At 58.3% G+C, this 23,047-nt stretch carries 17 protein-coding genes and 1 riboswitch; of the genes, 10 read left to right on the forward strand and 7 right to left on the reverse strand.

All coding sequences use genetic code 11. The annotated features are described in order from the left end of the window. Nucleotides 1-51: 51 nt before the first annotated feature. The 6 genes from PG062_RS02765 to PG062_RS02790 all read right to left on the reverse strand — a co-directional run bounded on the left by PG062_RS02765 (nt 52) and on the right by PG062_RS02790 (nt 8,840). The gene (locus PG062_RS02765) at nt 52-2,259 is read right to left on the reverse strand and encodes a hypothetical protein (protein WP_270751017.1); all 2,208 of its coding nucleotides are present in this window, start codon (nt 2,257-2,259) and stop codon (nt 52-54) included. Between the two features lie 122 nt (nt 2,260-2,381). Continuing rightward, nucleotides 2,382-3,692: a competence/damage-inducible protein A gene (locus PG062_RS02770; RefSeq protein ID WP_270751019.1), complete on the reverse strand. Its 1,311-nt coding sequence runs from the start codon at nt 3,690-3,692 to the stop codon at nt 2,382-2,384. Nucleotides 3,693-3,737: 45 nt separating this feature from the next. After that, a complete protein-coding gene (thiI, locus tag PG062_RS02775; protein ID WP_114000261.1) occupies nt 3,738-4,931 on the reverse strand; it encodes a tRNA uracil 4-sulfurtransferase ThiI in 1,194 nt (397 codons plus the stop codon). Nucleotides 4,932-5,276: 345 nt separating this feature from the next. Next, nucleotides 5,277-6,443: a cysteine desulfurase family protein gene (locus PG062_RS02780; RefSeq protein WP_270751020.1), complete on the reverse strand. Its 1,167-nt coding sequence runs from the start codon at nt 6,441-6,443 to the stop codon at nt 5,277-5,279. Between the two features lie 336 nt (nt 6,444-6,779). Further along, on the reverse strand, nt 6,780-7,511 hold the full coding sequence (locus tag PG062_RS02785; RefSeq protein WP_270751022.1) for a TVP38/TMEM64 family protein: 732 nt from the start codon (nt 7,509-7,511) through the stop codon (nt 6,780-6,782). A 315-nt stretch (nt 7,512-7,826) separates the two neighbouring features. Then, on the reverse strand, nt 7,827-8,840 hold the full coding sequence (locus PG062_RS02790) for an aldo/keto reductase (RefSeq protein WP_270751023.1): 1,014 nt from the start codon (nt 8,838-8,840) through the stop codon (nt 7,827-7,829). A gap of 215 nt (nt 8,841-9,055) precedes the next feature. On the opposite strand from PG062_RS02790, the gene proC reads away from it, so the two are divergent. From proC to PG062_RS02805, 3 genes are all read left to right on the forward strand, one after another. Continuing rightward, on the forward strand, nt 9,056-9,856 hold the full coding sequence (proC, locus tag PG062_RS02795; protein ID WP_114000257.1) for a pyrroline-5-carboxylate reductase: 801 nt from the start codon (nt 9,056-9,058) through the stop codon (nt 9,854-9,856). After that, the gene (proB, locus tag PG062_RS02800; RefSeq protein WP_114000256.1) at nt 9,856-10,626 is read left to right on the forward strand and encodes a glutamate 5-kinase; all 771 of its coding nucleotides are present in this window, start codon (nt 9,856-9,858) and stop codon (nt 10,624-10,626) included. The genes proC and proB overlap by 1 nt, the downstream gene beginning before the upstream one ends. Nucleotides 10,627-10,781: 155 nt before the next feature. Then, complete coding sequence (locus tag PG062_RS02805) at nt 10,782-12,104, forward strand: glutamate-5-semialdehyde dehydrogenase (RefSeq protein ID WP_256359665.1); 1,323 nt, start codon at nt 10,782-10,784, stop codon at nt 12,102-12,104. A gap of 314 nt (nt 12,105-12,418) precedes the next feature. Here PG062_RS02805 and PG062_RS02810 read toward each other — a convergent pair whose 3' ends face one another. Continuing rightward, the gene (locus tag PG062_RS02810) at nt 12,419-13,537 is read right to left on the reverse strand and encodes a DUF3810 domain-containing protein (protein WP_270751024.1); all 1,119 of its coding nucleotides are present in this window, start codon (nt 13,535-13,537) and stop codon (nt 12,419-12,421) included. A gap of 496 nt (nt 13,538-14,033) precedes the next feature. On the opposite strand from PG062_RS02810, the gene PG062_RS02815 reads away from it, so the two are divergent. The 7 genes from PG062_RS02815 (at nt 14,034) to PG062_RS02845 (ending at nt 22,854) form a co-directional block, all read left to right on the forward strand. Next, on the forward strand, nt 14,034-15,746 hold the full coding sequence (locus PG062_RS02815) for a 1,4-alpha-glucan branching enzyme (protein WP_270751025.1): 1,713 nt from the start codon (nt 14,034-14,036) through the stop codon (nt 15,744-15,746). Nucleotides 15,747-15,792: 46 nt separating this feature from the next. Further along, nucleotides 15,793-15,907, forward strand: a riboswitch (TPP riboswitch). 85 nt (nt 15,908-15,992) lie between these two features. Then, complete coding sequence (gene thiT / locus PG062_RS02820; RefSeq protein ID WP_114000763.1) at nt 15,993-16,556, forward strand: energy-coupled thiamine transporter ThiT; 564 nt, start codon at nt 15,993-15,995, stop codon at nt 16,554-16,556. A 601-nt stretch (nt 16,557-17,157) separates the two neighbouring features. Next, nucleotides 17,158-18,642 (forward strand): PTS transporter subunit EIIC, encoded by a 1,485-nt coding sequence (locus PG062_RS02825; RefSeq protein WP_270751026.1) that lies wholly within the window; start codon nt 17,158-17,160, stop codon nt 18,640-18,642. Between the two features lie 216 nt (nt 18,643-18,858). After that, complete coding sequence (locus PG062_RS02830) at nt 18,859-19,341, forward strand: PTS sugar transporter subunit IIB (RefSeq protein ID WP_114000760.1); 483 nt, start codon at nt 18,859-18,861, stop codon at nt 19,339-19,341. A gap of 179 nt (nt 19,342-19,520) precedes the next feature. Beyond that, on the forward strand, nt 19,521-20,252 hold the full coding sequence (gene nagB, locus PG062_RS02835) for a glucosamine-6-phosphate deaminase (protein ID WP_114000759.1): 732 nt from the start codon (nt 19,521-19,523) through the stop codon (nt 20,250-20,252). A gap of 49 nt (nt 20,253-20,301) precedes the next feature. Continuing rightward, nucleotides 20,302-21,438 carry an N-acetylglucosamine-6-phosphate deacetylase gene (gene nagA, locus PG062_RS02840; protein ID WP_270751028.1) on the forward strand — a complete coding sequence of 379 codons (1,137 nt, stop codon included), beginning with the start codon at nt 20,302-20,304 and terminating at the stop codon, nt 21,436-21,438. 363 nt (nt 21,439-21,801) lie between these two features. After that, entirely contained in the window at nt 21,802-22,854 is a 1,053-nt protein-coding gene (locus PG062_RS02845) for a threonine aldolase family protein (protein WP_114000757.1), read from the forward strand. Nucleotides 22,855-23,047 lie beyond the last annotated feature (193 nt).

A 23,047-nucleotide genomic window follows, 5' to 3' on the forward strand; every position in this document is an offset into this window, starting at 1 on the left:
CTAGTATATGTACGGGAACGGGGGCTTAATCATTCCTGGGTATATCCAATCTTACTGGGCCTGATCCGGCAACAGAACAGCGGTCACACAGACAAACGTGCCGTTTGTGCCGCCGGTGCTCATCAGGGTCAGGAAGGTTTCCTTATCACCGGGGGTATTGCCGGTATCAAACAGGCTGCGTTCCTTAATGCTCTGGCTGAACTCCGCATAGCTGTAATAATCCGAAAGTTCCCCATAGCTGGCGGGGGTAAAGGCATTCTCGGTGCCTGCGGCATCGGTATTATACACTGCCACAGCACGGAAATGGTAGGTCACATCACTCAGGTACAGGGTGAACTCGGCATTCTGGCTGAAGTTTGTCTGGTCCGTCAGGCTTGCCAGCGAGGCATCCGCGCAGGAAAGCACCGTGTTGGACGGCATGGAAGCGTTCAGGTAGTTGGTGCCGCTGATGGCAGCGCCATCGCCTGGCTGGGAGCCGCTGTACACCAGCTGGCCGTTCTGGCCGGGGAACGCAAGATAACCGATAATTTTTTCGTTTTCTGCCGCAGCGGATTTCAAATATGCCTGCGCCTGGGTATCAAACTGCTCTGTGCCGTAATTTTTATAGGCAGGGGCTTTCACGGTGCATCCACGGGTCAGCCCCAGCAGCACCGCAGCACCCACCAGAACCAGCAGGGCAATAACAGCCACTGCGGCAATCGCTTTGCGGCGGTGGCGGCGCTCGGCACGCTCGATCATGGCAAGGCTGCGGTTGTGGATGGCATCCTGTTTGGGTTCCTGCTTTGCTGCCAGGGGGCGCGGCACTGCCGGTTTGGCTTTGCTGTGGCCAGGGAAGGTAATGGTGGGCTCTTCGTCCTCCCCGTCATCCTCCCCGTCATCCTCCCCGTCATCCTCATCGTCTTCAAACAACTGGCTGGCGGCGCGCTGGAATTCATCGGTGCTGCGCGGCGGGGCTTTTTCGTCCGCCTTGCGGGCTGCTTCCAGCGCGGCGGGGTCCAACCCTGCCGAAAAATCCGGGATATCATCATCCAGGATAGAAGCTTTTGGTTTCGGCAGGTTGGCGGGCGGTTCCGGCTCCGGCAGGGGTTCCGGCTGCGGTGCAGCGGGCAGTTCCGGGTTGGGCTGCTCCTGCTGCTTTGCTGCCTGCTGGGCCGCCATGGCCTGCTCCAAATCTGCACGGGAAATTTTGATGGTGCGGGTGGCACACAGTTCCAGGTCTGGGTCCAGCTCGCTTTCTGCGGCGCGGCGGGCGCGCGCTTCGGCGGCGGCCTGCGGGCCTGCGGTGCGCAGGTCCAGCGGATCCGGTGTTGGCTGCGGCGCGGCAGGCTGGGCGATGGGGCGTTCAAAGGTAATGGTCCCGGTGGGGGTAGCCTGCGGTTTGGGTTCAGTGGGCTGCGCATCGTAATCGGGGACCGGTTCTGCATCGTAGCTGTCCGGGGCGTTGGGCTTAACCGCCGGTTTGGCCGGGGCAGCCTTGCGGCGCAGCGTAAAGCGGAAACCTGGCCTCGGCTGGCCTTCGCCGCTGACCAGCAGCAGCGGGCGCTCCCGCCCCGGCTTGAAGGTAATAGCGGAAGGTCCCAGGTGCATCCCCAATGCACGGCGGCGGGCCAAGTCCAGAATATGGTTGGCGATTGCCATATCGGAGATTTCGGGGCTCAGGGCACAGGCTGCCGCGCCGATGCGGCTGCACAGCAGCACAAAAGGCGCCTGCCCCACTGTTGCGGGCATATACACGGCGGCATAATCCGCATTGGCCAGCAGCAAAGCGCTTTGAGCGCGGCCTGCAGCGGCCTGAACCATATCGCCGGGGAACTTTTTGAGCAGAGCTTCCGGCGCGGCAATGCGGCGGGCGTTCGCCGAGTTCAGGTAGGTCTGGTTGCCAAAATCGAACGCTGCTTCGCTGTGCTGCAGGCCGCGCAGGGCGTTGCCCAACAGGCGGCCGGTGGCTTCGTCCGCCGCAACAAGCAGGCGGCGCTTTTTCAGCAGGGCATCCAGCGCGGCCTGGGCCAGGGTGGTATCCTCAAAGCCATAGCAGGCATCGCCAAAGCGGGTGCGCAGTTTCTGCACCCACTTTTCGCAGTATTCATCCGCCATTGCCTGGGTGGGGGCTGATGCCTGCACGCAGACAAGGTATTCACCATCGCGCTCCTGCAGGCGCAGGCTGGGGCTGCCCTCGGCCTGGGCGTTCTCAATGATGGAGTTCATCTCCGCTTTGGAAAGCCCAAACACACGCAGGATTCGCATTTGGATTTGCAGCATTAAAACACCCCTTTGGTGGAAAGTTGAAGTTAGGAGTCAGGAGGGAGGAGTTCGGAGTTTTGCCGTGCCGCAGCCGCCGAAGCGGTGCTTAAGCCGTAAGGCGGGAATTGTGCGGTGTTGCCTTAAATATCAAGGGTTTCGGGTTTGACATCTTTGGAGGGGACGGGATGGGCGTTTTCGGGAGGGATATCAAGGGCCATGCGGCGCAGAAGGTCCAGGGCGTACAGGGCGGCGCGGGTGCGGATGATGCTGCGCTCGGCATAGCCGCCGAGTTCCAGGCGCATCAGCCAGGCTTTGCCGCTGCGGGCATCCGCACCGGCCAGGTAGACGGTACCTACCGGTTTGCCCGGCAGTGCGCCGCCGGGCCCGGCAATGCCGGTAATGCCCACGGCCAGATCTGCCCCCGATGCCCGCAAAGCGCCGTAAGCCATCGCCACGGCCACCGGGCCGGAAACCACGTTATACTGTTCAATCAAAGTCGGGTCAACACCCAGCAGCTTTGCCTTGGCGGCTTCGGCATAGGTCACAAAGCCATAGCCGAACACCTCGCTGGAGCCGGGCACATTGGTGATTTTTTCTGCCACAAGGCCGCCAGTGCAGCTTTCCGCGGTGGCAGCATGCAGCCCTTTTTGCTGCAGCAGGTGCACCACAGTGTATTCCAGCCCCGGCACATCCACATCATACGCATTGGGGCCCAAAATCTTGCGGAACTCCGCAATGCGGGCATCGCAGGCCGTTTCGGCTTCCGCCTCGGTTGCGGCGCGGGCGGTCACACGGATCTCGCTCTCGCCGGTTTTGCAATAAATGGCTGCCGTGGGGTTTTCGCTGGCGAACAGCGGGGAAACCTTGCTGGCAATGCTGCTTTCGCCCCCCAGCACCCGCAGCGTTTTGGAGTGGATGGTACAGTTCTGGCGCTGCAGCAGTACCGGGCGGATATCCTCCGCCCACATGGCTTTCATCTCGCGTGGAACGCCGGGCATCAGCACGGCAATGCAGCCGTCATCCTCGAACCAGGCACCGGGTGCGGTGCCATGGGCGTTGGGCAGCTTGTGCCCCTTGGTGGGCACCATGGCCTGCTTGCGGTTGTTGGCCGTGGGGGTGCGCCCGCCGCGGCCGGTACGGGCAAAAAAGTCCACGATCTTCTGCCATTCTGCTTCATCAAAGTGCAGGGTATCGCCAAAGGCTTCGGCCACGGTCTCCTTGGTCAGGTCGTCCTCCGTGGGGCCAAGCCCGCCGGAAAACACCAGCAGATCGCTGCGGCTTTTGGCTTCCTTTACCAAATCACGCAGGCGGCCAGGGTTATCCCCAATCACATGCTGGTGCAGCACGCTGATGCCCAGTTCCGCCAGTTCGCGGCTCAAAAACTGGGCGTTGGTATTGACAATATCGCCAAGCAGCAGCTCGGTTCCTACACAAATGATCTCCGCAGTCATGGTTTGTTCCGTCCTTTATCCAAGGGTAATTTTTATCTGGCGCTGTTAAAACTCCGGGTCATCCCCGATGCGGATGGGGATTTTCTCCACAGTTTCCGCCGCAATCCGTTCCAGCTCTGCCAGGCCGGGCATTCCGGCTTCGGCGGCTTCGATCTCCGCCAGGCTGGGCTTGGTTTTGGGGTGCGGCGGGGTAAAGATGGTACAGCAATCCTCATACGGCTCAATGGAGGTATCAAAGGTGCCGATCTTGCGGGAAATAGCAATGATCTCGGTCTTATCCATGCCGATCAGCGGGCGCAGAATCGGCAGGTTCTGCGCGGCGTCGGTGCAGGCAATGGCCTGCATGGTCTGGCTGGCAACCTGTGCTAGACTTTCGCCGGTAATCAAAGCTTCCATCTCGCTCTGGTCGGCCACCAGTTTGGCAATGCGCAGCATGCTACGGCGCATGAGCACGGTAAACAACACATCAGGCGCATTATCGCGGATATACTCCTGCGGCTTGGTATAGGGCACCACAAACAGCTGGCAGTTGCCGGTATATTCTGCCAGTTCGCGGGCCAGGGCGCGCACCTTCAGTTTGGCACGCAGGCTGGTGTACGGCGGGCTGGCAAAGTGGATGTGGTGCAGTGCAAGCCCGCGGCGCGCCATGCAATAAGCTGCTACCGGGCTGTCGATGCCGCCGGAAAGCAGGTTCAGCGCACGGCCGCTGGTGCCAACGGGCAGGCCGCCCGCGGCTTCCACCTTGGGGCCATGGATATATGCGCCTTTATCGCGGATTTCCACCATGATTTCCAGCTGCGGCTCATGCACGTTCACCCGCAGGTGGGGGTGCTTGCCCAGCAGGTAAGCGCCCAGTTCGCGGCACAGCTCCGGGCTTTTCATCGGGAACGTTTTATCCGCGCGCTTGGCTTCCACCTTAAAGGTACGGATGCCGCGCAGCGTTTCGCCAAGATAAGCTTCCGCCGTGGCGCAGATCTCGTCAAAATCCTTGCTGCAGCAGGCAGCGCGGCTCATTTTGACAATGCCAAAAATTTTGGAAATACGGCGGAACGCTTCGTCCATGTCCAGGTCATCTTCCAGTGGCTCAATGAACACGGTGGACTGCGCCTGGGTCACCTTGAATTTGCCCAGGTCTTCCAGTCGGTAGCGGATGCTTTTGGCCAGGCGGGCTTCAAATTTGCTGCGGTTCAGGCCTTTCAGGGTCATTTCGCCCTGATAGGCAAGGATGATTTCTTTCATGTTTATGGCAAACCTTTCGTGTCTGGTGTTATGGTTTCATTCAATAGCGTTATGGCAATACCGCATAATTCTAAGTGCCGATACGGCGAGCGAGGTGCGGCAGATGCCAAGCCAAAAGCGCAGATAATACTGGATGCTGCAAAGGTGAGCGCCGCCAGTGGCGGAAACAGCGAACCGAAGCAGGGGCAGCGGTCGCAGAGTGCGAGGGGCTTTTGCCCCCGAAGCACGATGCGGGTACCGCAACCCGACATTATCGAGCATTTTGGCAACGCAGATGCCGTGCCGCAGCTGCCGGAGCGGTGCTTAAGCCGCAAGGCGGGAATTGTGCGGTGTTGCCTTATCTTTTCAGATGTGCTGCAACTCTTTTAGGCCGTCTTTCAGGCCATCCAGCAGGGCCTGCACATCTTCGGGGGTGTTGTCCCCGCAAAAGCTGACGCGCAGCGCCGTGCGCACGGCAAGGTCCGGCGCGCCCATCGCCATCAGGGTGTGGCTCGGCTCGCCCTTATCGCAGGCGGAGCCGCCGGAAATATAAATGTGCCGCCCGCTCAAATATTCAATAAAGGTCTGGCTGTTGACACAGTTGGTGGAAAAGTTCAGCACCTCCGGCACGGCATCCGCCGGGGAGTTCAGGGTGATGGGTGCCTGCTGGGCCAGCTCTTCCAGCCCGGTGCGCAGCTGGGCGTTCAGGGCGCGGATATGCGCATTGCGGTCGCTCAGGTTTTTTGCCCCCTTTGCCGCAGCAAGGCCAAGGCCAACGATATAAGGGGTATTCTCGGTGCCGGGGCGCAGGCCGCGCTCCTGATGGCCGCCCAGGTAGGGCGGGCAAAGCGTCTGGCGCACGCTGTCCCGGATGAACAAAGCGCCGATTCCCTTGGGGGCATGCACTTTATGGCCGGATACCGAGAGAGTATCCACGTTCTTCCACTTTTTCAGGTCAATAGGGATGCGTAGCCATGCCTGCACGGCATCCACATGCACCGCACAGCGGCTGTTTTTGGCCTTGACGGCTGTGGAAAGAGCGGCAATATCCTGCAAAGTGCCGGTTTCATTATTGACCGCCATGCAGCTGACCAGAACGGTATTTTTATCCACCTCGGCAGCCAGTTTGGCAACATCCAGGTGACCGTCTGCTTCGGGCAGGATTTCCACCACCTCAAAGCCGCGGTCTTTCAGTGCACGGATGGGCCGCTGCACGCTGGGGTGCTCAAAACCGGAAACCACAATTTTGCTGCCCCAGTTTTTGCGTGCCATGGCAAGGCCCTGCACGGCAAGGTTGTTGCTCTCGCTGCCGCAGGAGGTAAAATACAGATCCTTGGCCTGGCAGCCCAGGGTGCGGGCAATCTGCCCGCGGGCCGTGGTCAGGGCTTCATGGGTTTCTACCGCCGGTTCGTACAGGCTGGAAGGGTTCGCCCAATCCTTTAATAATGCTTCATGGATGGCACCCGCAATCTCCGGGTCCACCATGGTGGTTGCGGCATTATCCAGATAATGCAGTTCAGGGTCCAACAGCATGAGAAAGCCTCGTTTCGCTACGCGTAAAATTAAATCAAATTAAAAAAGAATAATGAATAAAGAATAATGTTTGTGCGCCGCCCGCGGCGGCGCAGATAAAACAGGCAGCAAACTCTGGCATGCAACAGCCCTGCCAGAGCGCCGAACCTGTTTTCAATGTGATGCCGTGGGCATCACACAGCCATTATTCATTATTCTTTTTTCTTTATTATTTTTCTTCGCTCTTTTCCATAGTAATACATAGTAAATTATACACACCACACCCGCAAAACACAAGTAGCGCCATACAAAAAAGGCGTGCGGGGTTGGCCGCACGCCGGAGAGGCTTCTTTTGTGTTATCTTGTGTGCCGGTCCTTTACTTCGTGGGCGTGGCCGATTACGGCGCTGCGCTTATGGAACAGCAGGCCCACCACGGCAAACATACCGCCCTCGATCAATACAGTAAACAGCCAGTCCCCCGTTACCAGGTAGCTGCCTGCCAGGCAGGTCAGCAGGGTGGGGATCGGCATGCTGATGCAGACAGCCGCAAAGAACTGTTTCGGCTTCATGTTGGCGTGAGCGGCGGCATAGGGAATGATGCCGTTGGGCAGCCCCGGTGTGATAAACGCCAGAATGGTATAAAACCAGGGGTTCTTGCTGTTGCGCACGCTGTTCAGCAACTTATTCGCCTTGGGGCTGTTCGCTGTGAGCAGTTCAATGACTTTTGCCAGGCGGCGCGCCAGCAGAAACACCAGAAAATTTGCCGCCACCGATGCCGAAAAGCTGGTCACAAAGCCTTTCCACGGCCCATAGGCGATCCCCGCCGTCAGTTGGACCGGCATGGCCGGGATTACCAGCGATACCACCTGCACGAACGCCAGGAACCACAGCGTCAAAAAGCTGCGCAGCCGCCCCTCGCTTGTCAAATAATCGCTCAGAGCCTGTTCGTCCCCGCTGGAAAATGCAGTCCATAACCCCGGCAACAGCAGGCGGAATGTTTCAATAATCAGCAGCACCATAACCAGAATTACGGCTGCTGCCGCAATAACGGCCAGGCGCTTGGTGCGTTCGGGGGGCTGTTGTTTCATGCAGGGGTACTCCTTAATTCTAAAATATAAGGCAATACCGCATAATTCTAAGTGCCGATACGGCGAGCGAGGTGCGGCAGATGCCAAGCCAAAAGCGCAGATAATACTGGATGCTGCAAAGGTGAGCGCCGCCAGTGGCGGAAACAGCGAACCGAAGCAGGGGCAGCGGTCGCAGAGTGCGAGGGGCTTTTGCCCCCGAAGCACGATGCGGGTACCGCAACCCGACATTATCGAGCATTTTGGCAACACAGATGCCGTGCCGCAGCCGCCGGAGCGGTGCTTAAGCCGTAAGGCGGGAATTGTGCGGTGTTGCCTTTATTCGCCGAAATCCTGTGCCACTTTTTTGAGCATATCCCGGATGGGCAAGTTATACGGGCAGCGGGTCTCGCACTTGCCACAGCCAATGCAGGCACCGGCTTTCACCGTCAGGGTATCGTACCGTTCGTGCGCCCAGCCCGCAAGGCCATAACGCTCCAGGTAGCCATGGAACAAGAAACAGCTGGGAATCTGGATGCCCACCGTGCAGGGGGCACAGTAATTGCAGCGGCGGCAGAACTGGGTGCCAAGGGTATCCCGCACTTTCTGGCAGGCGGCTTTCTCCTCCGGGGTCAGCGGGGCGGTGTTGGCGCTGCCCGCCACATTCTGTTCCAATTCTTCCGGCGCGGCCATGCCGGGGATGGATACTGTGACTGCCGGGTTGGAAAGCACATACCGCAGCGCCAGCCGTCCATCCTCAATGGCACCACCGGCCAGCGGCTTCATATCAATAAAGGCCTTGCCCTTTTCCGCACAGCGGTCGATCAGCTCTTTGCCCTGCTGCTCCACAATATTATAGGGGAACATAATGGTTTCGATCTCCTCCACCTTCAGCGCCTTTTCAAACGTCTGGCTCAGGTGGGCGGTAATGCCAATGTGCCCCACAACGCCCTTGGCCTTGGCTTCCAGCAGGGCTTCCATGGCGCCGCCGGGGGCCAGGATTTTATCCAGGTTCTCCGGGCTGGGGTTGTGGAACTGGTATAGGTCAATGTGATCGGTGCGCAGGTTTTTCAGGCTGGCGGCAAGCTCGGCTTCCATCTCTGCCTTGGTCAGCGCACGGCACTTGGTGGCAAGGATAAATTCATCCCGCAGGCCCAGTTCCTCCAGCGCCTGGCCGATCCACTCCTCGCTGACGGTGTAAGCGCGGGCGGTATCAATGTAATTGATGCCCGCCTCATGCGCGGCTTTCAGCATGGCGCGGGTGCCAGGTTCATCAATGCGCTGCACCGGAATGCCGCCAAAACCCAGGCGCGAAACCCGCAGCCCGGTGCGGCCAAAATCAACATACTGCATATTTCATTCTCCCTTTTTGCGGCGGGGGTGCCCTGCCCCGCCTGGACGGTTGTGCAAAGTATCACTATTATAGCAGGCAAGGCTTTACTTGTCACGTTTTTTGGCAGTTTTTTATTGACTTTACACCTGCTGTGCGTTAGGATTAGACTATTCATTGGGTATTTGTTGGTACATTATAAAGGATACGCACGTTATAGTAGAGGGAGGAAATTCCTATGCGTTATGGTTTTATCGGCTGCGGCAACATGGGCGGTGCGGTTGCCCGCGCAGTGTGCCGCGGCGTTGGGCCGGAAAATGTTGTGCTGGCCAACCGCACCCCGGCCAAGGCTGAAGCCCTGGCCGAAGCACTTGGCTGCCGCGCCGCCACCAACGATGTGGTCGCGCAGGACTGTGATGTAATTTTCCTTGGCGTAAAGCCGCAGATGATGGCCGATATGCTGGCCGGCATCGCCCCCATTCTGGCAAAGCGCAGCGGGCGTTTTGTCCTGGTTACTATGGCTGCCGGGCTGAGCATGGCCCGCGTGCGCGAGATGGCCGGCGGTGCATATCCAATCATCCGCATCATGCCCAACACCCCGGTTTCGCTGGGGGCCGGTATGATCCAGTACTGCGCTGACGGCGTGAGCGATGACCAGATGTTCGCCTTTTTGGGTGCCATGGCCCCGGCCGGGCGGCTGGATGCCATCCCGGAAAATTTGATTGACGCCGCCTGCTGTGTTTCCGGCTGCGGCCCCGCGTGGGTATACCAGTTTATTGAAGCATTGGCCGACGGCGGCGTTGCTGCCGGATTGCCCCGCGCCAAAGCCCAGGAATATGCCGCCCAGACCCTTTTGGGCAGCGCCCGCATGGTGCTGGAAAGCGGCAGCCACCCCGGCGTACTGAAAGATGCTGTGTGCAGCCCCGGCGGTTCCACCATTCAGGGTGTGCGCGTGCTGGAAGAGCACGCGTTCCGCGGCGCAGTGACCGATGCCGTCCTGGCCGCCTATGACAAAACAAAGGAAATGGGGAAAAACTGATGCGCATTGTTGTCAAGATCGGCACCAGCACGCTGGCCCATCCGGGCGGGCGGCTGAACATCCGCCACACCGAAGCACTGGTAAAAGTGTGGAGCGACATCAAAAACGCCGGGCACGAGCTGATTATTGTATCGTCCGGCGCAACCGGCCTTGGCGTGGGCAAGCTGCAGATTTCCCGCCCCAAAGATATGGTGACAAAGCAGGCCGCCGCAGCCGTGGGCCAGTGCGAGCTGATGTATACTTACGACAAGCTGTTTGCCGAATACAGCCACACCGTTGCCCAGCTGCTGGTGACCTGGGAGGACTTTGACCATCCCCACCGGCTGAACAACCTGCAAAACACGCTGGAGCGCCTGATCCAGCTGGGCGCTGTGCCGGTCATCAACGAAAACGACCCGATTTCCACCGAGGAATACTCCCTGGGCGATAACGACCGCCTGGGTGCCCTGATTGCCAAATACACCCACGCCGACCTGCTGGTGCTGCTGAGCGACATTGACGGCCTGTACACCGCCGACCCGCATACCCACCCGGAAGCCACGCTGATCCACCGGGTAGAGAGCGTTACCCCCGAAATTGAGCAACTGGGCGGCGGCTCCAACAGCGGCCTTGGCACCGGCGGCATGTCCGCCAAGCTGACCGCCGCCAAAATTGCCACCGGTGCCGGTGTTGACATGGTCATCGCCAACGGTGCCAACGCCAATGTGCTGTACGACATTGTGGACGGCAAGGATGTGGGGACGAGATTTGTTGGAAAAAATAATAAATAATAATGAATAAAGAATAATGTTGGTGCGCCGCCCGCGGCGGCGCGGATAAAATAGGCGGACAGCTCCGGTTAGGATATTGGTTTACCGGAGAAATAGCCCTAATTGAAATGTGACGCCGCGGGCGTCACTCAACCATTATTCTCTATTCTTTATTCATTCTTAATTACAACCAAAGGAGTTCTGCTATGACTACGCATGAAATTCTGTTAGCGGCGCAGGCGGCAAAGCTGCCGCTGGCGCTGGCGGATACCGATACCAAAAACGCTGCGTTGGAAGCCATGGCAGTTGCCCTGGTGGAAAACAGTGATGCAATTCTGGCCGCCAACAAACAGGATCTGGCCGCCGCACGCGGGCGCATCAGCGATGTAATGCTGGACCGTCTTGCTCTGACCCCTGCCCGGCTGGCCGCCATGGCCAAGGGCATGCGTGAGGTTGCCGCCCTGCCGGACCCGGTGGGTGCCGTGCTACGCAAAATTGTGCGGCCGAACGGGCTGCTGATTGAAAAAACCTCGGTGCCCATGGGCGTGATCGCCATTATTTATGAAAGCCGCCCCAACGTAACTTCCGACGCCGCCGCGCTGGCCCTGAAAGCCGGCAGCGCCTGTGTGCTGCGCTGCGGGCGCGATGCCTGGGCCAGCTGCCATGCCATTGTCAACGCTCTGCGCTGCGGTCTGGCCCGTGCCGGCCTGCCGGAAAGTGCCGTCAGCCTGATTGAGGACACTACCCACGCTTCCGCCAACGAGCTGATGACGGCAAACGGTCTGGTGGATCTGCTGATTCCCCGCGGCGGTGCCGGGCTGATCCGCGCCTGTGTGGAAAACGCCACGGTGCCCTGTATCCAGACCGGGACCGGCATCTGCCATGTATATGTGGACAAAGCCGCCGACCTGAACATGGCGGTGGATATCATTGAGAACGCCAAAACCAGCCGCCCCAGCGTGTGCAATGCCGAGGAAGTGTGCCTGGTACACAAGGATGTTGCCGCAGGGTTTCTGCCGTTGCTGAAAGCCCGCCTGGTGGATGCCCGCGCAGCTGCCGGGCTGGTTCCGGTGGATCTGCGGCTGGATGAGCGCGCCGCCGCCATCATTCCCGGAACACCCGCCGGCGAGCAGGATTTTGACACTGAATTTTTGAACTACATCCTGGCCATTGCCGTGGTGGATGATGTGGATGCTGCCATTGCCCACATTGCCCGCCATTCCACCCACCACAGTGAGGCCATCATCACGGCGGACGATACCGCCGCAGACCGCTTTACCACCTGTGTGGACAGCGCCGCCGTGTATGTCAACGCCTCCACCCGCTTTACCGATGGCGGAGAGTTTGGCCTGGGGTGCGAAATGGGCATCAGCACCCAAAAGCTGCATGCCCGCGGCCCCATGGGCCTGGCCGAGCTGTGCAGCTACAAATATATCATCCACGGCTCCGGCCAGACCCGCGGCGGTTCCGCGGCAAAATTGCAGAATCCGTGTAATTGATTGTAGCACAGGATACAACATTCGCAGAAGACGGTCTTGACCGTTCCCTACAGAGCATTTTATTATGTGCTGCCTGCCAATAAATGTGCTGTAGGGCGGGATGCCCTCATCCTGCCGCGGAGAAACCTTGCTGATTGCAACAAACGATGCAAACCATTTGTAGGGGACGATGCTTGCATCGTCCCGCATGTCGGGCCCTGTCTAATCCCCCCATCTCAAACTCCGTCGCCCGCTTAAATTTCCATCATCACAAAAAGCATATGCCCGCGCATTCCGCGCCCGGCATATGCTTTTTCTGTTATCGCACTATAAACTTATTCCCCCTGCGCCATCGGATAATAATACTCCACCAACAAATCCACGCAGGCCCCATAGCTTTTCATGCCCAGGGTCTGGCCATACCCGCGCAGAAAACCGGTATACACCGTGCTGCCTGCCTCTTTGACCGGGCCTTCCCACTTGGCCCAATAGGCGTTGTTGTCGGCCAGGTCGGTGCGGGCAGCATCGCACAGGGTGCGGTAATTTTCGCTGGCGGCCTGCGGGTCAGCGCTGTACCAGGCGTTGGAAAGGTACAGGTAACCCATCAGCCAGCCGGAATATTCATATGCCGCATCACCACAGGTGGTGGAAGCCCGGATCGCCACAAAGTTTGCTTCCTGCTCGGCCGCCACGCCGCGCTGGTGGCTGAACTCGTGCGCAATGGTGGCGGGCAAAAACACCGCCGGGCAGTCCACATTCAGGGTGCTCTCGCCAAACAGGGGGCACAGGTAGCCGGTAAAGCCTGCCGCGCTCATCAGCTTGGAATAAAACGCCGGTTTGGGGCTGCGGTGCGGCCCGGCCAAAAAGGGATATTCCGCCACAATGCCGTCATACACATGGCCGGTGTTCAGCAAAATTTTCTCCTTGCTCACGGCGAACAGACCGGTTTCGTCCCGTGGGACGGTATCAGCGGCGGCGTTCACCTGCTCGCCAAACCACACGGTGGTGGCGGCCAGCTGTTCCACGCTCAGGGCCGGGGCCTGCATGTTGGCCTGCGCGGCAAAGCTGGGTGCATAATACTGGGTGCCCCACAAAGCGCACACCCCGGCATAGATCCACACCGCCGCGGTGCCCACATGCAGCACCCAGGCGGCAAAGCCTGCCTGTTTGCGGTGCATAGCCCGCACAATGCGCTGCACCAGCCGAACCAGGCAGATCAGAATGGCCGCCGTGGCAGCCAGCTCACAAAAGCTGAAGGGCAGCGGCTCCACCAGCGCAGAAACAAACCGCTTGACCGGCATGGAAACATACTCCACCCACCACTGCATGGCCGCGGCACTGCGGCGTGCGGCCCAGAACACCCCCAGTGCCGCCACCCCACCGCCCAGCAGGGCCAGCCCGGCTTTGTGGGCGCGGCCAAACGCACGCACGGCGGCTGATACTTTTTTCTGCATCTTGTTTTCCCCTATTTATCGCAACTTTTATCTCATAATTTTTCTAAGGTGTATCTGGTGTATCTGAAAACAAAGAAAATGACGGATATTTCGCAAACACAAGCAGGATGTAAGGCAAAGAGCCGCAGAAATCCTTTGTGGATTTCAAGACCTTTTAACACAAAATCCCGCCATATTTGTAGAAATAGACGATATTTTCGACGTTTCAGACACACCATTTTATTATACGGGCCGCCCCCCTGTTTGCGCAAGGGCCGTGCCTATGTTATAATAAGTTTATTTAAGGCAATACCGCACAATTCCCGCCTTACGGCTTAAGCACCGCTCCGGCGGCTGCGGCACGGCATCTGCGTTGCCAAAATGCTCGATAAGACATCCAGTATTATCTGCGCTTTTGGCTTAGCAGCTGCCGCACCTCGCTCGCCGTATCGGCACTTAGAATTATGCGGTATTGCCTTAACACACGTTCAATTTTGCAGGGTAAGGGGGCAGAGCTATGCGGCCGGATGTGGAAGAGTTTTTCTGCGGCATCAGCTTTGACGCTTACCGCCTGCTGGGTTCCCACCCGGTGGGGCCGGGGCGCGGCTGGCTGTTTACCCTGTGGGCGCCGCACGCCCGCCGCGTGCAGCTGCTGGGGGACTGGAACGGCTGGGATCTCTATTCCGCCGCCGAGCTCACCTTTTGTGAGGACGGCCTGTGGCGCGGGCGGGTGCCCCAGGCGCAGCTTGGGCAGCTGTACAAGTATAACATTCAGGGGCCGGACGGCAGCTGGCAGCTGCGGGCAGACCCGTTTGCCTTTGCGTTTGAAGCTCTGCCCGGCACGGCTTCCCGCCTGGCGGAGCCTAATTACCCGTTCGCCGCTCCCTTGCTGCGCGGTGCCCGCCGGGATGCTCCCGTTCTGATTTACGAACTGCACGCCGCCAGCTGGCACCGCCATTGGGACGGCCGCTATTACACCGGGCCGGAGCTGGCAAAAAGTCTGGTGCCCTATCTTGTGGAGCACCACTACACCCATGTGGAGTTTTTGCCGCTGGCAGAATACCCGTTTGACGGCAGCTGGGGCTACCAGGGGTGCGGGTATTTTGCCCCCACCCAGCGCATTGGCGGGTTTGCAGGCTTTGCCGCGCTGGTGGATGCCCTGCACGCCGCAGGCATTGCCGTGCTGATGGATTTTGTGCCGGTCCATTTTGCGCCGGATGCCGACCGCCTGGCCTGTTTTGACGGTGCGCCTTTATTTGAATCCGGCCCCAGCGACTGGGGCAGCCTGAACTTTGATCTGGCCAGCCCACCGGTGCGCAGCTTTCTGCTCAGTTCGGCGGCGTTCTGGCTGCAGGTGTGCCGGTGCGACGGCCTGCGGGTGGATGCCATCGGCAACGCGCTGTACCACTGCCCCAACGGCTGGCAGGCAGCAGAGTTTTTCAAAACGCTGACAGCTGGGCTGCACGCGCGGTTCCCCGGCTGCATGCTGGTGGCAGAGGACAGCGCCGGTTCCATGAACGCCACCTCCGATGCCGCCAGCGGCGGGCTGGGCTTTGACTATGTGTGGGAGATCGGCTGGACACAGGATACGCTGGCCTATTTTGCCGCGCCGTTCGGCGGGCGCAGCGCTCTGTTCCGGCAGTTGTGCGGCAGCTTTGGCCCCTTTGGCGCGGTGCAGGGCATCAACGCGCTGAGCCACGATGAAAACCACCCCGCCAGCATTTTCACCCGCCTGTATGGCAATGTAGAAGAAAAGCTGGCCCAGATGCGGCTGCTGCTGTTATTACAGGCCGCCCGCCCCGGCAAAAGCCTGCTGTTTGCGGGGGTGGAGTTCGGCCAGCCGGATGCCTTTACCGATGGCCGGGAGCCGAACTGGGCTATGCTGGCGGACGCCGGGCACCGCGCCCTGGCTGATTACAGTAAGGCGCTGAATGCTTTCTGCCTGGCACACCCGGCGCTGTATGCGCCCCAAAGCTTTGCCTGGACCGCGCAGGATGCAGGCACCGGCGTGCTGGGCTTTACGTTGCAGGCCGGCTGTGAAACACTTTTGTGCGCCCTGAACACCGGCACACAGGCCGTACAGGGGTTTGGGCTAAAGCCGGGCTGGGGCAGCTGTGCCCTGCCGCTGTTTGCCGCGGGCTGGGTGGATAATGCTCCCCGCCCCATTGCCAACGGATGGCTGGCGCTGGACCTTGCACCGTTAAGCGGCGGAATTTGGCAGATCGAGTAGTTTTCCGCCTTGACAAACCGGCATTTCCTGCTATACTGGGAACCGGACATAAGAACAGGGGCGCTGGGGGGCATCTCCGGCTGAGATCAAAGCAACTGTGTTTTGAGCACCCTATACCTGATCCGGGTAATGCCGGCGTAGGAAGTTTTGCTGTGGTTATATACTGCTCACAACGCTTTTGGCGCCCGCTGTACCTGCGGGCGCTTTTCTTGTTTTTATGTACTATTTTTCAGGAGTGGTATGTATATGTCATCCTCTTACACCAAAACGCGCATTATGGTAGAATGCGCCCTGATGATTGCGCTGGGCACCATCCTGGCCAACATCAAAATCTATGAGCTGCCCAACGGCGGCTCCATCACGCTGTTCAGCATGGTGCCGTTCATTCTGGTATCCTTCCGCCACGGGGTCAAGTGGGGCCTGTTCACCGGCTTTGTGAACAGCCTGCTGCAGATGCTGCTGGGCTTTTATGCGCCCCCGGCGCCCGGCCTGCTGCCTTTGGTGGGCATGATCCTGCTGGATTATGTGCTGGCCTTCTCCTTTCTGGGGCTTGCCTGCGTGTTTGCCAAGCCGTTCAAAAACAAGCTGGTCGGCGTGGCCGTGGGCTCCGCCGCCGTGTGCGTGCTGCGTTTCCTGTGCAGCTTTTTGTCCGGCGTGCTGATCTGGGGCAACCTGAGCGATGGTCTGCCCGCGTGGATCTACAGCCTGACTTACAACGGCTCCTACATGCTGCCGGAAGGTATTATGACCACCATCGCCGTGGTGCTGCTGTACAAGGCTGCGCCCCAGCTGTTCAGCGCCAACAACTGATTTTGCCATTTTCAACTCCGTTTGCCTGGGGTGCCGTTTTTACGGCGTCCCAGGATTTTTTATTTCCTTTTTTCTTGATTTGCCCGTACCTGCTGCACAAAAGTTTTACCATGGCAGACATCACATTTTCCGCCCCGCCCGCCAGCCGCACCGCACGTTTTTTGCCCTGCACCAGCAGCTGCCCGTTTCAGCTGCTAACTATTACAGAAATGCGTTTTTGTACAGTTTTTTCAAATGTATTTTTGTTGCAATATTTTAGCAAAAAACGCTCACTTTATGTTATCTTTATCTATCTCTTTGTTTCGTTAAAGCGCCGGGGCACCTGTCTTTCTTTCAAGTTTCGGTCAAAATGCGTTATATTTTTAGCAATATAACCAAAGTCGCCTTTGTTTTTTCGGCATTGTGCTATTTTGACAAAATACATTTGCAATTTATTGAAAATATGTTAAAATAGATTTAACAGATTGTTACACCGCAAACAATGTTCCTATTTACCACTGCATGAACGGGAATTTTGCTAACCAGAGCGGTTTTGCAATCCCCACCGGGGGCATTAGCTTCACCCCGGCAAAATACGTCCGTATTAGGAGGAATGTATCTTATGATGAAATGGCTGCAAAAGCTCGGCAAGGCGTTGATGCTGCCCGTTGCCGCGCTGCCCGTCTGTGGTATTCTGATGGGTATTGGCTACGCTCTGGCTCCCGCCGTTATGGGTGCTGAAGGTTCTACTACCGGTGCTGCTTACACGGTCGGCTTCCTGCTGGTCAAGGCCGGCGGCGCTCTGATCGATAACATGGCTTGGCTGTTCGCCATCGGCGCAGCTGTCGGCCTGGCAGACGACCATGACGGCACCGCCGGTCTGGCTGGTCTGGTCAGCTTTTTGATGATGCAGCAGCTGCTCAGCCCCGGTGTTGTGGGCACCATCCGCGCTGCTGTTGGTTCCACCTTGGAAGAGGGCACCGTTGATTACATTGCTTTCAGCAAGATCGCCGGCAACTCCTTCATCGGCATCCTGGCTGCTGTCATCGGCGCCACCTGCTACAACAAGTTCAAGAGCACCAAGCTGCCTGACTGGCTGGCATTCTTCAGCGGCAAGCGCAGCGTTGCTATCATGACCGCCCTGGTTTCCATCGTGGTTTCCGTCATCCTGCTGTTCGTCTGGCCCGTTATCTTCGGCATTCTGGTTGCTCTGGGCAACGGCATTGCCGGTTTGAGCGGCATCGGCGCAGGTATCTATGCTTTCCTGAACCGTCTGCTCATCCCCACCGGCCTGCACCACGCTTTGAACAACGTGTTCTGGTTTGACACCATCGGCCTGGGCGACCTGAAACACTTCTGGGCTGGCGAGACCAGCGCTGACGTGGGCTGGGACCTTGGCATGTACATGTCCGGCTTCTTCCCCTGCATGATGTTCGGTATCCCCGGCGCTGCACTGGCTATGGTCCGCACCGCCAAGAACAAGAAGGCTGCTATCGGTCTGGTTGTTTCCGCCGCTATCTGCGCTTTCGTCTGCGGCGTTACCGAACCGTTTGAGTTCGGCTTCATGTTCCTGTGCTTCCCCCTGTATGTTGTTTATGCTGCTCTGTACGGCATTTTCACCATTATCACCTACTACTCCGGTTTCCGCGCTGGCTTCTGCTTCTCCGCAGGCGCAACGGACCTGGTTTTCTCCGCTTCCCTGCCCGCAGCTGCCAAGACTTGGATGATCATTCCTCTGGGCATTGCCGCTTTTCTTGTGTTCTACTTTGTCTTCTACTTCGCTATCACCAAGTTTGACCTCAAGACCCCCGGCCGTGAGGACGACGATGTGGAAGAAAGCGAAAAGAACATCAAGCTTTCCAACAACAACTACACTGCGATTGCTACCGGTGTTCTGGCTGCTGTCGGCGGCAAGGAGAACATCACCGGTGCTGACTACTGCGCAACCCGCCTGCGCCTTGAAGTGAAAGATTCTTCCGCTGTGAATGAAAAGGCTGTCAAGGCTGCCGGTGCTGCCGGTGTCATCCGCCCGTCCAAGACTTCCTGCCAGGTTGTCATCGGGCCTCAGGTTCAGTTCGTGTTCGATGAACTGAAGAAGATGCTGTAATTTAAGTAACAGCAAGGGCAAGGGTTCTGGTTCCTTTGTTCCACGCCGCAGGCTGGCCGCCATGGCCCTGCCTGCGGCTTTTTTGTTTTGGTGGGCAAAAGCTGGCGTTTAACTCTTTCTTTTCTTGCTTGATTATGTTAAAATCAGAACTATAAATGCCTCCTGCGGGTTTGCCGCAGCGGCAAAAATACACTACCCAAGGAGGTACTTTGTAACATGAACTCATTCCAACGCATCTGCCGGTCGCCTGCTTTTTTGGTGTTGGCCCTGATTTTGTGCGCCGCCGTGATTGCCGGCGGCGTTGCCCTGGCCCCCGCCGCCCCCAAGGTTTGGATCGTGATCCCCGTGCTGCTGGCTGTGGCCGCGGTTATCTGCTTCTTTGTGGCGCGCTCCACCAGCAAGGCCGCGCTGCAAAAAAAGAAAGAGGCGGAAAACGAGGGTGTGGTAAAAGCCGACCTTGACCATGCCGGCATCGCCGCCAACATTCTGGCTGCGCTGGGCGGTAAGGCCAATGTGCAAAAAGCCAGCTGCTGCGCCACACGGCTGCGCTTCCAGCTGAAAGACGGCGCTAAGGTGGATGAAAAGGCACTCAAATCCGCCGGGGCTTCCGGTGTGATCCGCTCCACCCCCACGGCCTGCCAGGTCATTCTTGGCACGCAGGTCCGCTTTGTTTACGAAGAACTGCAAAAGCTGTTGTAAGGCAGCGTTCCCCATCCTGGTTCCGGCTTCCGGAGCCAGGATTTTTTGTTATATTTTCCTAAAATATTTCTTTGTTTTTTCTCTCTTTTTTCTACAATCTCTAGTTTCTTTGTGGTGTTTGTGCTATACTATAGGTAATGGCTGTCCGCGCACAAAAAAAGAATAAGGAGATGTTCCCCATGAAAATTATTCGTGCAAAAGATTATTATGATATGTCCCGCAAAGCGGCCAATATCATCTCGGCACAGGTCATCATGAAGCCCAACTGCGTGCTGGGCCTGGCAACCGGCGGCACCCCCGTTGGCACCTACAAACAGCTGGTTGAATGGTACAACAAGGGCGACCTTGATTTTGCGGAAGTAAACACCGTCAACCTGGACGAATACCGCGGTCTGCCCCGCGAGCATCCCGAAAGCTACTGGTCCTTCATGCACCGCAACCTGTTTGACCTGGTCAACATCCGCCCCGAAGCCATCCATATGCCTGCCGGCACCAACATGGATGCTGCTGCCGAGTGCTCCCACTATGATGAAATCATCCAGCATCTGGGCGGCGTGGATCTGCAGCTGCTGGGCATTGGCCACGATGGCCACATTGGCTTTAACGAGCCGGGTGCCGCTTTTGAGCTTGGCACCCACTGTGTCCACCTGACCAAAGAGACCATTGAGGCCAACAAGCGCTTCTTTGACAACAACGAAGATCTGGTCCCGAAAGAAGCCTACACCATGGGCATCAAAACCATCATGCAGGCCCGCAAGGTTCTGATGGTTGCCAACGGCGTTGGCAAGGCTGACATCATTAAGAAAGCTTTCTTCGGCCCCGTCACGCCGGAAGTTCCCGCTTCCATCCTGCAGATGCACCCGGATTTCACCCTGGTGCTGGATGCCGAAGCTGCTTCCAAGCTGGACTAAGCGTATCGCTCAAGCCCTTACTGCATAACTGATAAGAGGGAATTTCTCAATGATTATCAAAAATGCAAGAATTTATACGCCGGAACATACCTTCAAAACAGGGGATCTGACCATCCGGGATGGCCGCATTGCCTTTGGTGCGCCCCCGCTGGAGGGCGAAGAAGTTCTGGATGCCAACGGTGCCTATGCTCTGCCCGGTTTGGTGGATATTCATTTCCACGGTGCTGTCGGGCATGATTTCTGCGATGCCGATGAAGCCGGTTTGCAGGCCATTGCCGATTTTGAGGCTAGCAAAGGCGTGTTGGCCATCTGCCCCGCCACCATGACGTTCAGCGAGGAGATTTTGAACGGCATTATGGATGTGGCCGCCGCCCACAAGAACGGCCAGGGTGCTGACCTGGTCGGCATCAACATGGAAGGCCCCTACATCAGCCCCAAAAAGATCGGCGCACAGAACCCCAAGTATGTGCAGGGGGCCGATGCCGCCATGTTCCGCCGGCTGCAGGCACGCAGCGGCGGGTTGATCAAGCTGGTGGACGTTGCCCCGGAAGAACCCGGCAATCTGGATTTTATCCGTGACTGCCACAACGAGGTGTGCATCTCGATTGCCCACACCTGCACGGATTATGATACCGCCAAGGCTGCGTTTGCCGCCGGTGCCAGCCACATGACCCACCTGTATAACGCCATGCCCGGCATCACCCACCGCGCCCCCGGCCCCATTATTGCCGCGCTGGAAGACGGTGCCGATGTGGAGCTGATTACCGATAATGTTCACATTCACCCCGCCGTGGTGCGCTTTACCTTTAACACCTTCGGGGATGACCATGTGATCCTGATTGCGGACAGCATGATGGCCTGCGGGCTGCCGGACGGCGCTTATAGCCTGGGCGGCCAGGCCGTTACGGTGCGCGGCCCCCGCGCCACCCTGACCGAGCACCCCGATACCATCGCCGGCAGCGCTACCTGCCTGTATGACTGCATGCGCCGTGCTGTGTGCGAGATGGGCGTTCCGCTGGAAAGTGCGGTGCGCGCCGCGACCGAAAACCCGGCCCGGAGCATTGGCGTTGATGCTGATTATGGCTCTTTGGCCGCCGGGCGCTATGGCAACGTGGTTCTGGCCGATGATGACCTGAACATCCTTGCCGTGGTGCAAAAGGGCAAAGTTATCCACGATAACCGCTGAACTTGTTGAAAATCCGGGCGCTTGCCAAAAAGCGTCCGGATTTTTTGTTTTGCTCCCTGTACGCCGCTGCTGCGGCTTTTCTGCACAGTGCTTTCTTTAGGCAACACCGCACAATTCCCGCCTGACGGCTTAAGCACCGCTCCGGCGGCTGCGGCACGGCATCTGCGTTGCCAAAATGCTCGATAAGACATCCAGTATTATCTGCGCTTTTGGCTTAGCAGCTGCCGCACCTCGCTCGCCGTATCGGCACTTAGAATGATGCGGTATTGCCTTTACAAAAAACGGTACAGACTTTATAATGGATAAGTATGCTGTCGGGTACTCTGCCCGCAGCGAACGGTTAAAACGGAAAGGAGCGATCTTATGATCCGCTTTGAATGTGATTATGGCGAGGGTGCCGCCCAGCCGGTGCTGGACCTGCTGCAAAAGACCAATCTGGAACAGACCCCCGGTTACGGCATGGACGATTACTGCGATCAGGCCCGCGGCCTGATCCGTAAACTGTGCGATGCCCCGGATGCCGGAGTCCACTTTTTTGTGGGTGCCACCCAGGCCAACTTTACCGTGGTGGATGCCCTGTTAAAACCCTGGCAGGGCGTGCTGTGTGCCGACAGCGGGCATATCAATGTACATGAAACCGGCGCGGTGGAAGCCACCGGCCACAAGTGCCTTGCCCTGCCCAGCGTGCAGGGCAAAATTACCGCCCAGCAGGTGAGGGATGCTTACGACGCTCACTGGGCCGATGCCAGCCACGAGCACATTGCCCAGCCCGGCATGGTGTATATCTCCAACCCCACTGAGGACGGCACCCTGTACACCAAGGAGGAGCTGACCGACCTTTCCGCCACCTGCTATGACTGCGGCCTGTACCTGTTTGTGGATGGTGCCCGCATGGCTTACGGCCTTGCCAGCGAAGCCAATGACCTGAACCTGCAGGATTACGCCAACCTGTGCGATGTGTTCTACCTGGGTGGAACCAAGTGCGGTGCGCTGTTTGGCGAAGCTGTTGTCATCAATAACCCCGATCTGGACCAGGATTTCCGCTACGCCATCAAGCAGCACGGCGCCATGCTGGCCAAGGGCCGCCTGCTGGGGCTGCAATTCCTTGCCCTGCTGAACGGCGAGGACGGCACCGGTTCCAGCCCCTATTACACTATGGCCGCTAAGGCAGACCGCCAGGCCATGCGCATCCGCGCTGCGTTTGAAGCAAAGGGCTGCGCCATGCTGTTTGATTCCCCCACCAACCAGCAGTTCCCCATCCTGCCCAACAGCTGGTACAATGCCCTGAGCGAGAAGTACGCCATGACCCTGACCGCCAAGCCGGACGCCGAGCACACTGCCGTGCGGTTCTGCACCAGCTGGGCCACCCGTGACGAGGACGTAGATGCCCTGTTGGCGGATATTGCCAGTCTGTGATGATAAAGTATATTCTGAAATAATAAACGATGCGCCCTTTGCGTTGGGCAGGCTGCGAAGCCTTGGCCGCTGCAAAGGGCGCATGTTTTTTTCGTAACAAATTGGAAAGGAAGGAGAAGGAGGAGAAATGTATGTAAAGCCGGTTGCCCGGCATTGTTGGTTGTCTGGCCTTCGTCGGCGGCCGCTGCGATTG

Source organism: Gemmiger qucibialis (assembly GCF_027689445.1).
Lineage (GTDB): Bacteria > Bacillota > Clostridia > Oscillospirales > Ruminococcaceae > Gemmiger > Gemmiger qucibialis.

Coding starts and splice junctions, on each gene's coding strand:
- PG062_RS02765 (WP_270751017.1), bottom strand. CDS start 2,259: ATGCTGCAAATCCAAATGCGAATCCTGCGTGTGTTTGGGCTTTCCAAA.
- PG062_RS02770 (WP_270751019.1), bottom strand. CDS start 3,692: ATGACTGCGGAGATCATTTGTGTAGGAACCGAGCTGCTGCTTGGCGAT.
- thiI (WP_114000261.1), bottom strand. CDS start 4,931: ATGAAAGAAATCATCCTTGCCTATCAGGGCGAAATGACCCTGAAAGGC.
- PG062_RS02780 (WP_270751020.1), bottom strand. CDS start 6,443: ATGCTGTTGGACCCTGAACTGCATTATCTGGATAATGCCGCAACCACC.
- PG062_RS02785 (WP_270751022.1), bottom strand. CDS start 7,511: ATGAAACAACAGCCCCCCGAACGCACCAAGCGCCTGGCCGTTATTGCG.
- PG062_RS02790 (WP_270751023.1), bottom strand. CDS start 8,840: ATGCAGTATGTTGATTTTGGCCGCACCGGGCTGCGGGTTTCGCGCCTG.
- proC (WP_114000257.1), top strand. CDS start 9,056: ATGCGTTATGGTTTTATCGGCTGCGGCAACATGGGCGGTGCGGTTGCC.
- proB (WP_114000256.1), top strand. CDS start 9,856: ATGCGCATTGTTGTCAAGATCGGCACCAGCACGCTGGCCCATCCGGGC.
- PG062_RS02810 (WP_270751024.1), bottom strand. CDS start 13,537: ATGCAGAAAAAAGTATCAGCCGCCGTGCGTGCGTTTGGCCGCGCCCAC.
- PG062_RS02815 (WP_270751025.1), top strand. CDS start 14,034: ATGCGGCCGGATGTGGAAGAGTTTTTCTGCGGCATCAGCTTTGACGCT.
- thiT (WP_114000763.1), top strand. CDS start 15,993: ATGTCATCCTCTTACACCAAAACGCGCATTATGGTAGAATGCGCCCTG.
- PG062_RS02825 (WP_270751026.1), top strand. CDS start 17,158: ATGATGAAATGGCTGCAAAAGCTCGGCAAGGCGTTGATGCTGCCCGTT.
- PG062_RS02830 (WP_114000760.1), top strand. CDS start 18,859: ATGAACTCATTCCAACGCATCTGCCGGTCGCCTGCTTTTTTGGTGTTG.
- nagB (WP_114000759.1), top strand. CDS start 19,521: ATGAAAATTATTCGTGCAAAAGATTATTATGATATGTCCCGCAAAGCG.
- nagA (WP_270751028.1), top strand. CDS start 20,302: ATGATTATCAAAAATGCAAGAATTTATACGCCGGAACATACCTTCAAA.
- PG062_RS02845 (WP_114000757.1), top strand. CDS start 21,802: ATGATCCGCTTTGAATGTGATTATGGCGAGGGTGCCGCCCAGCCGGTG.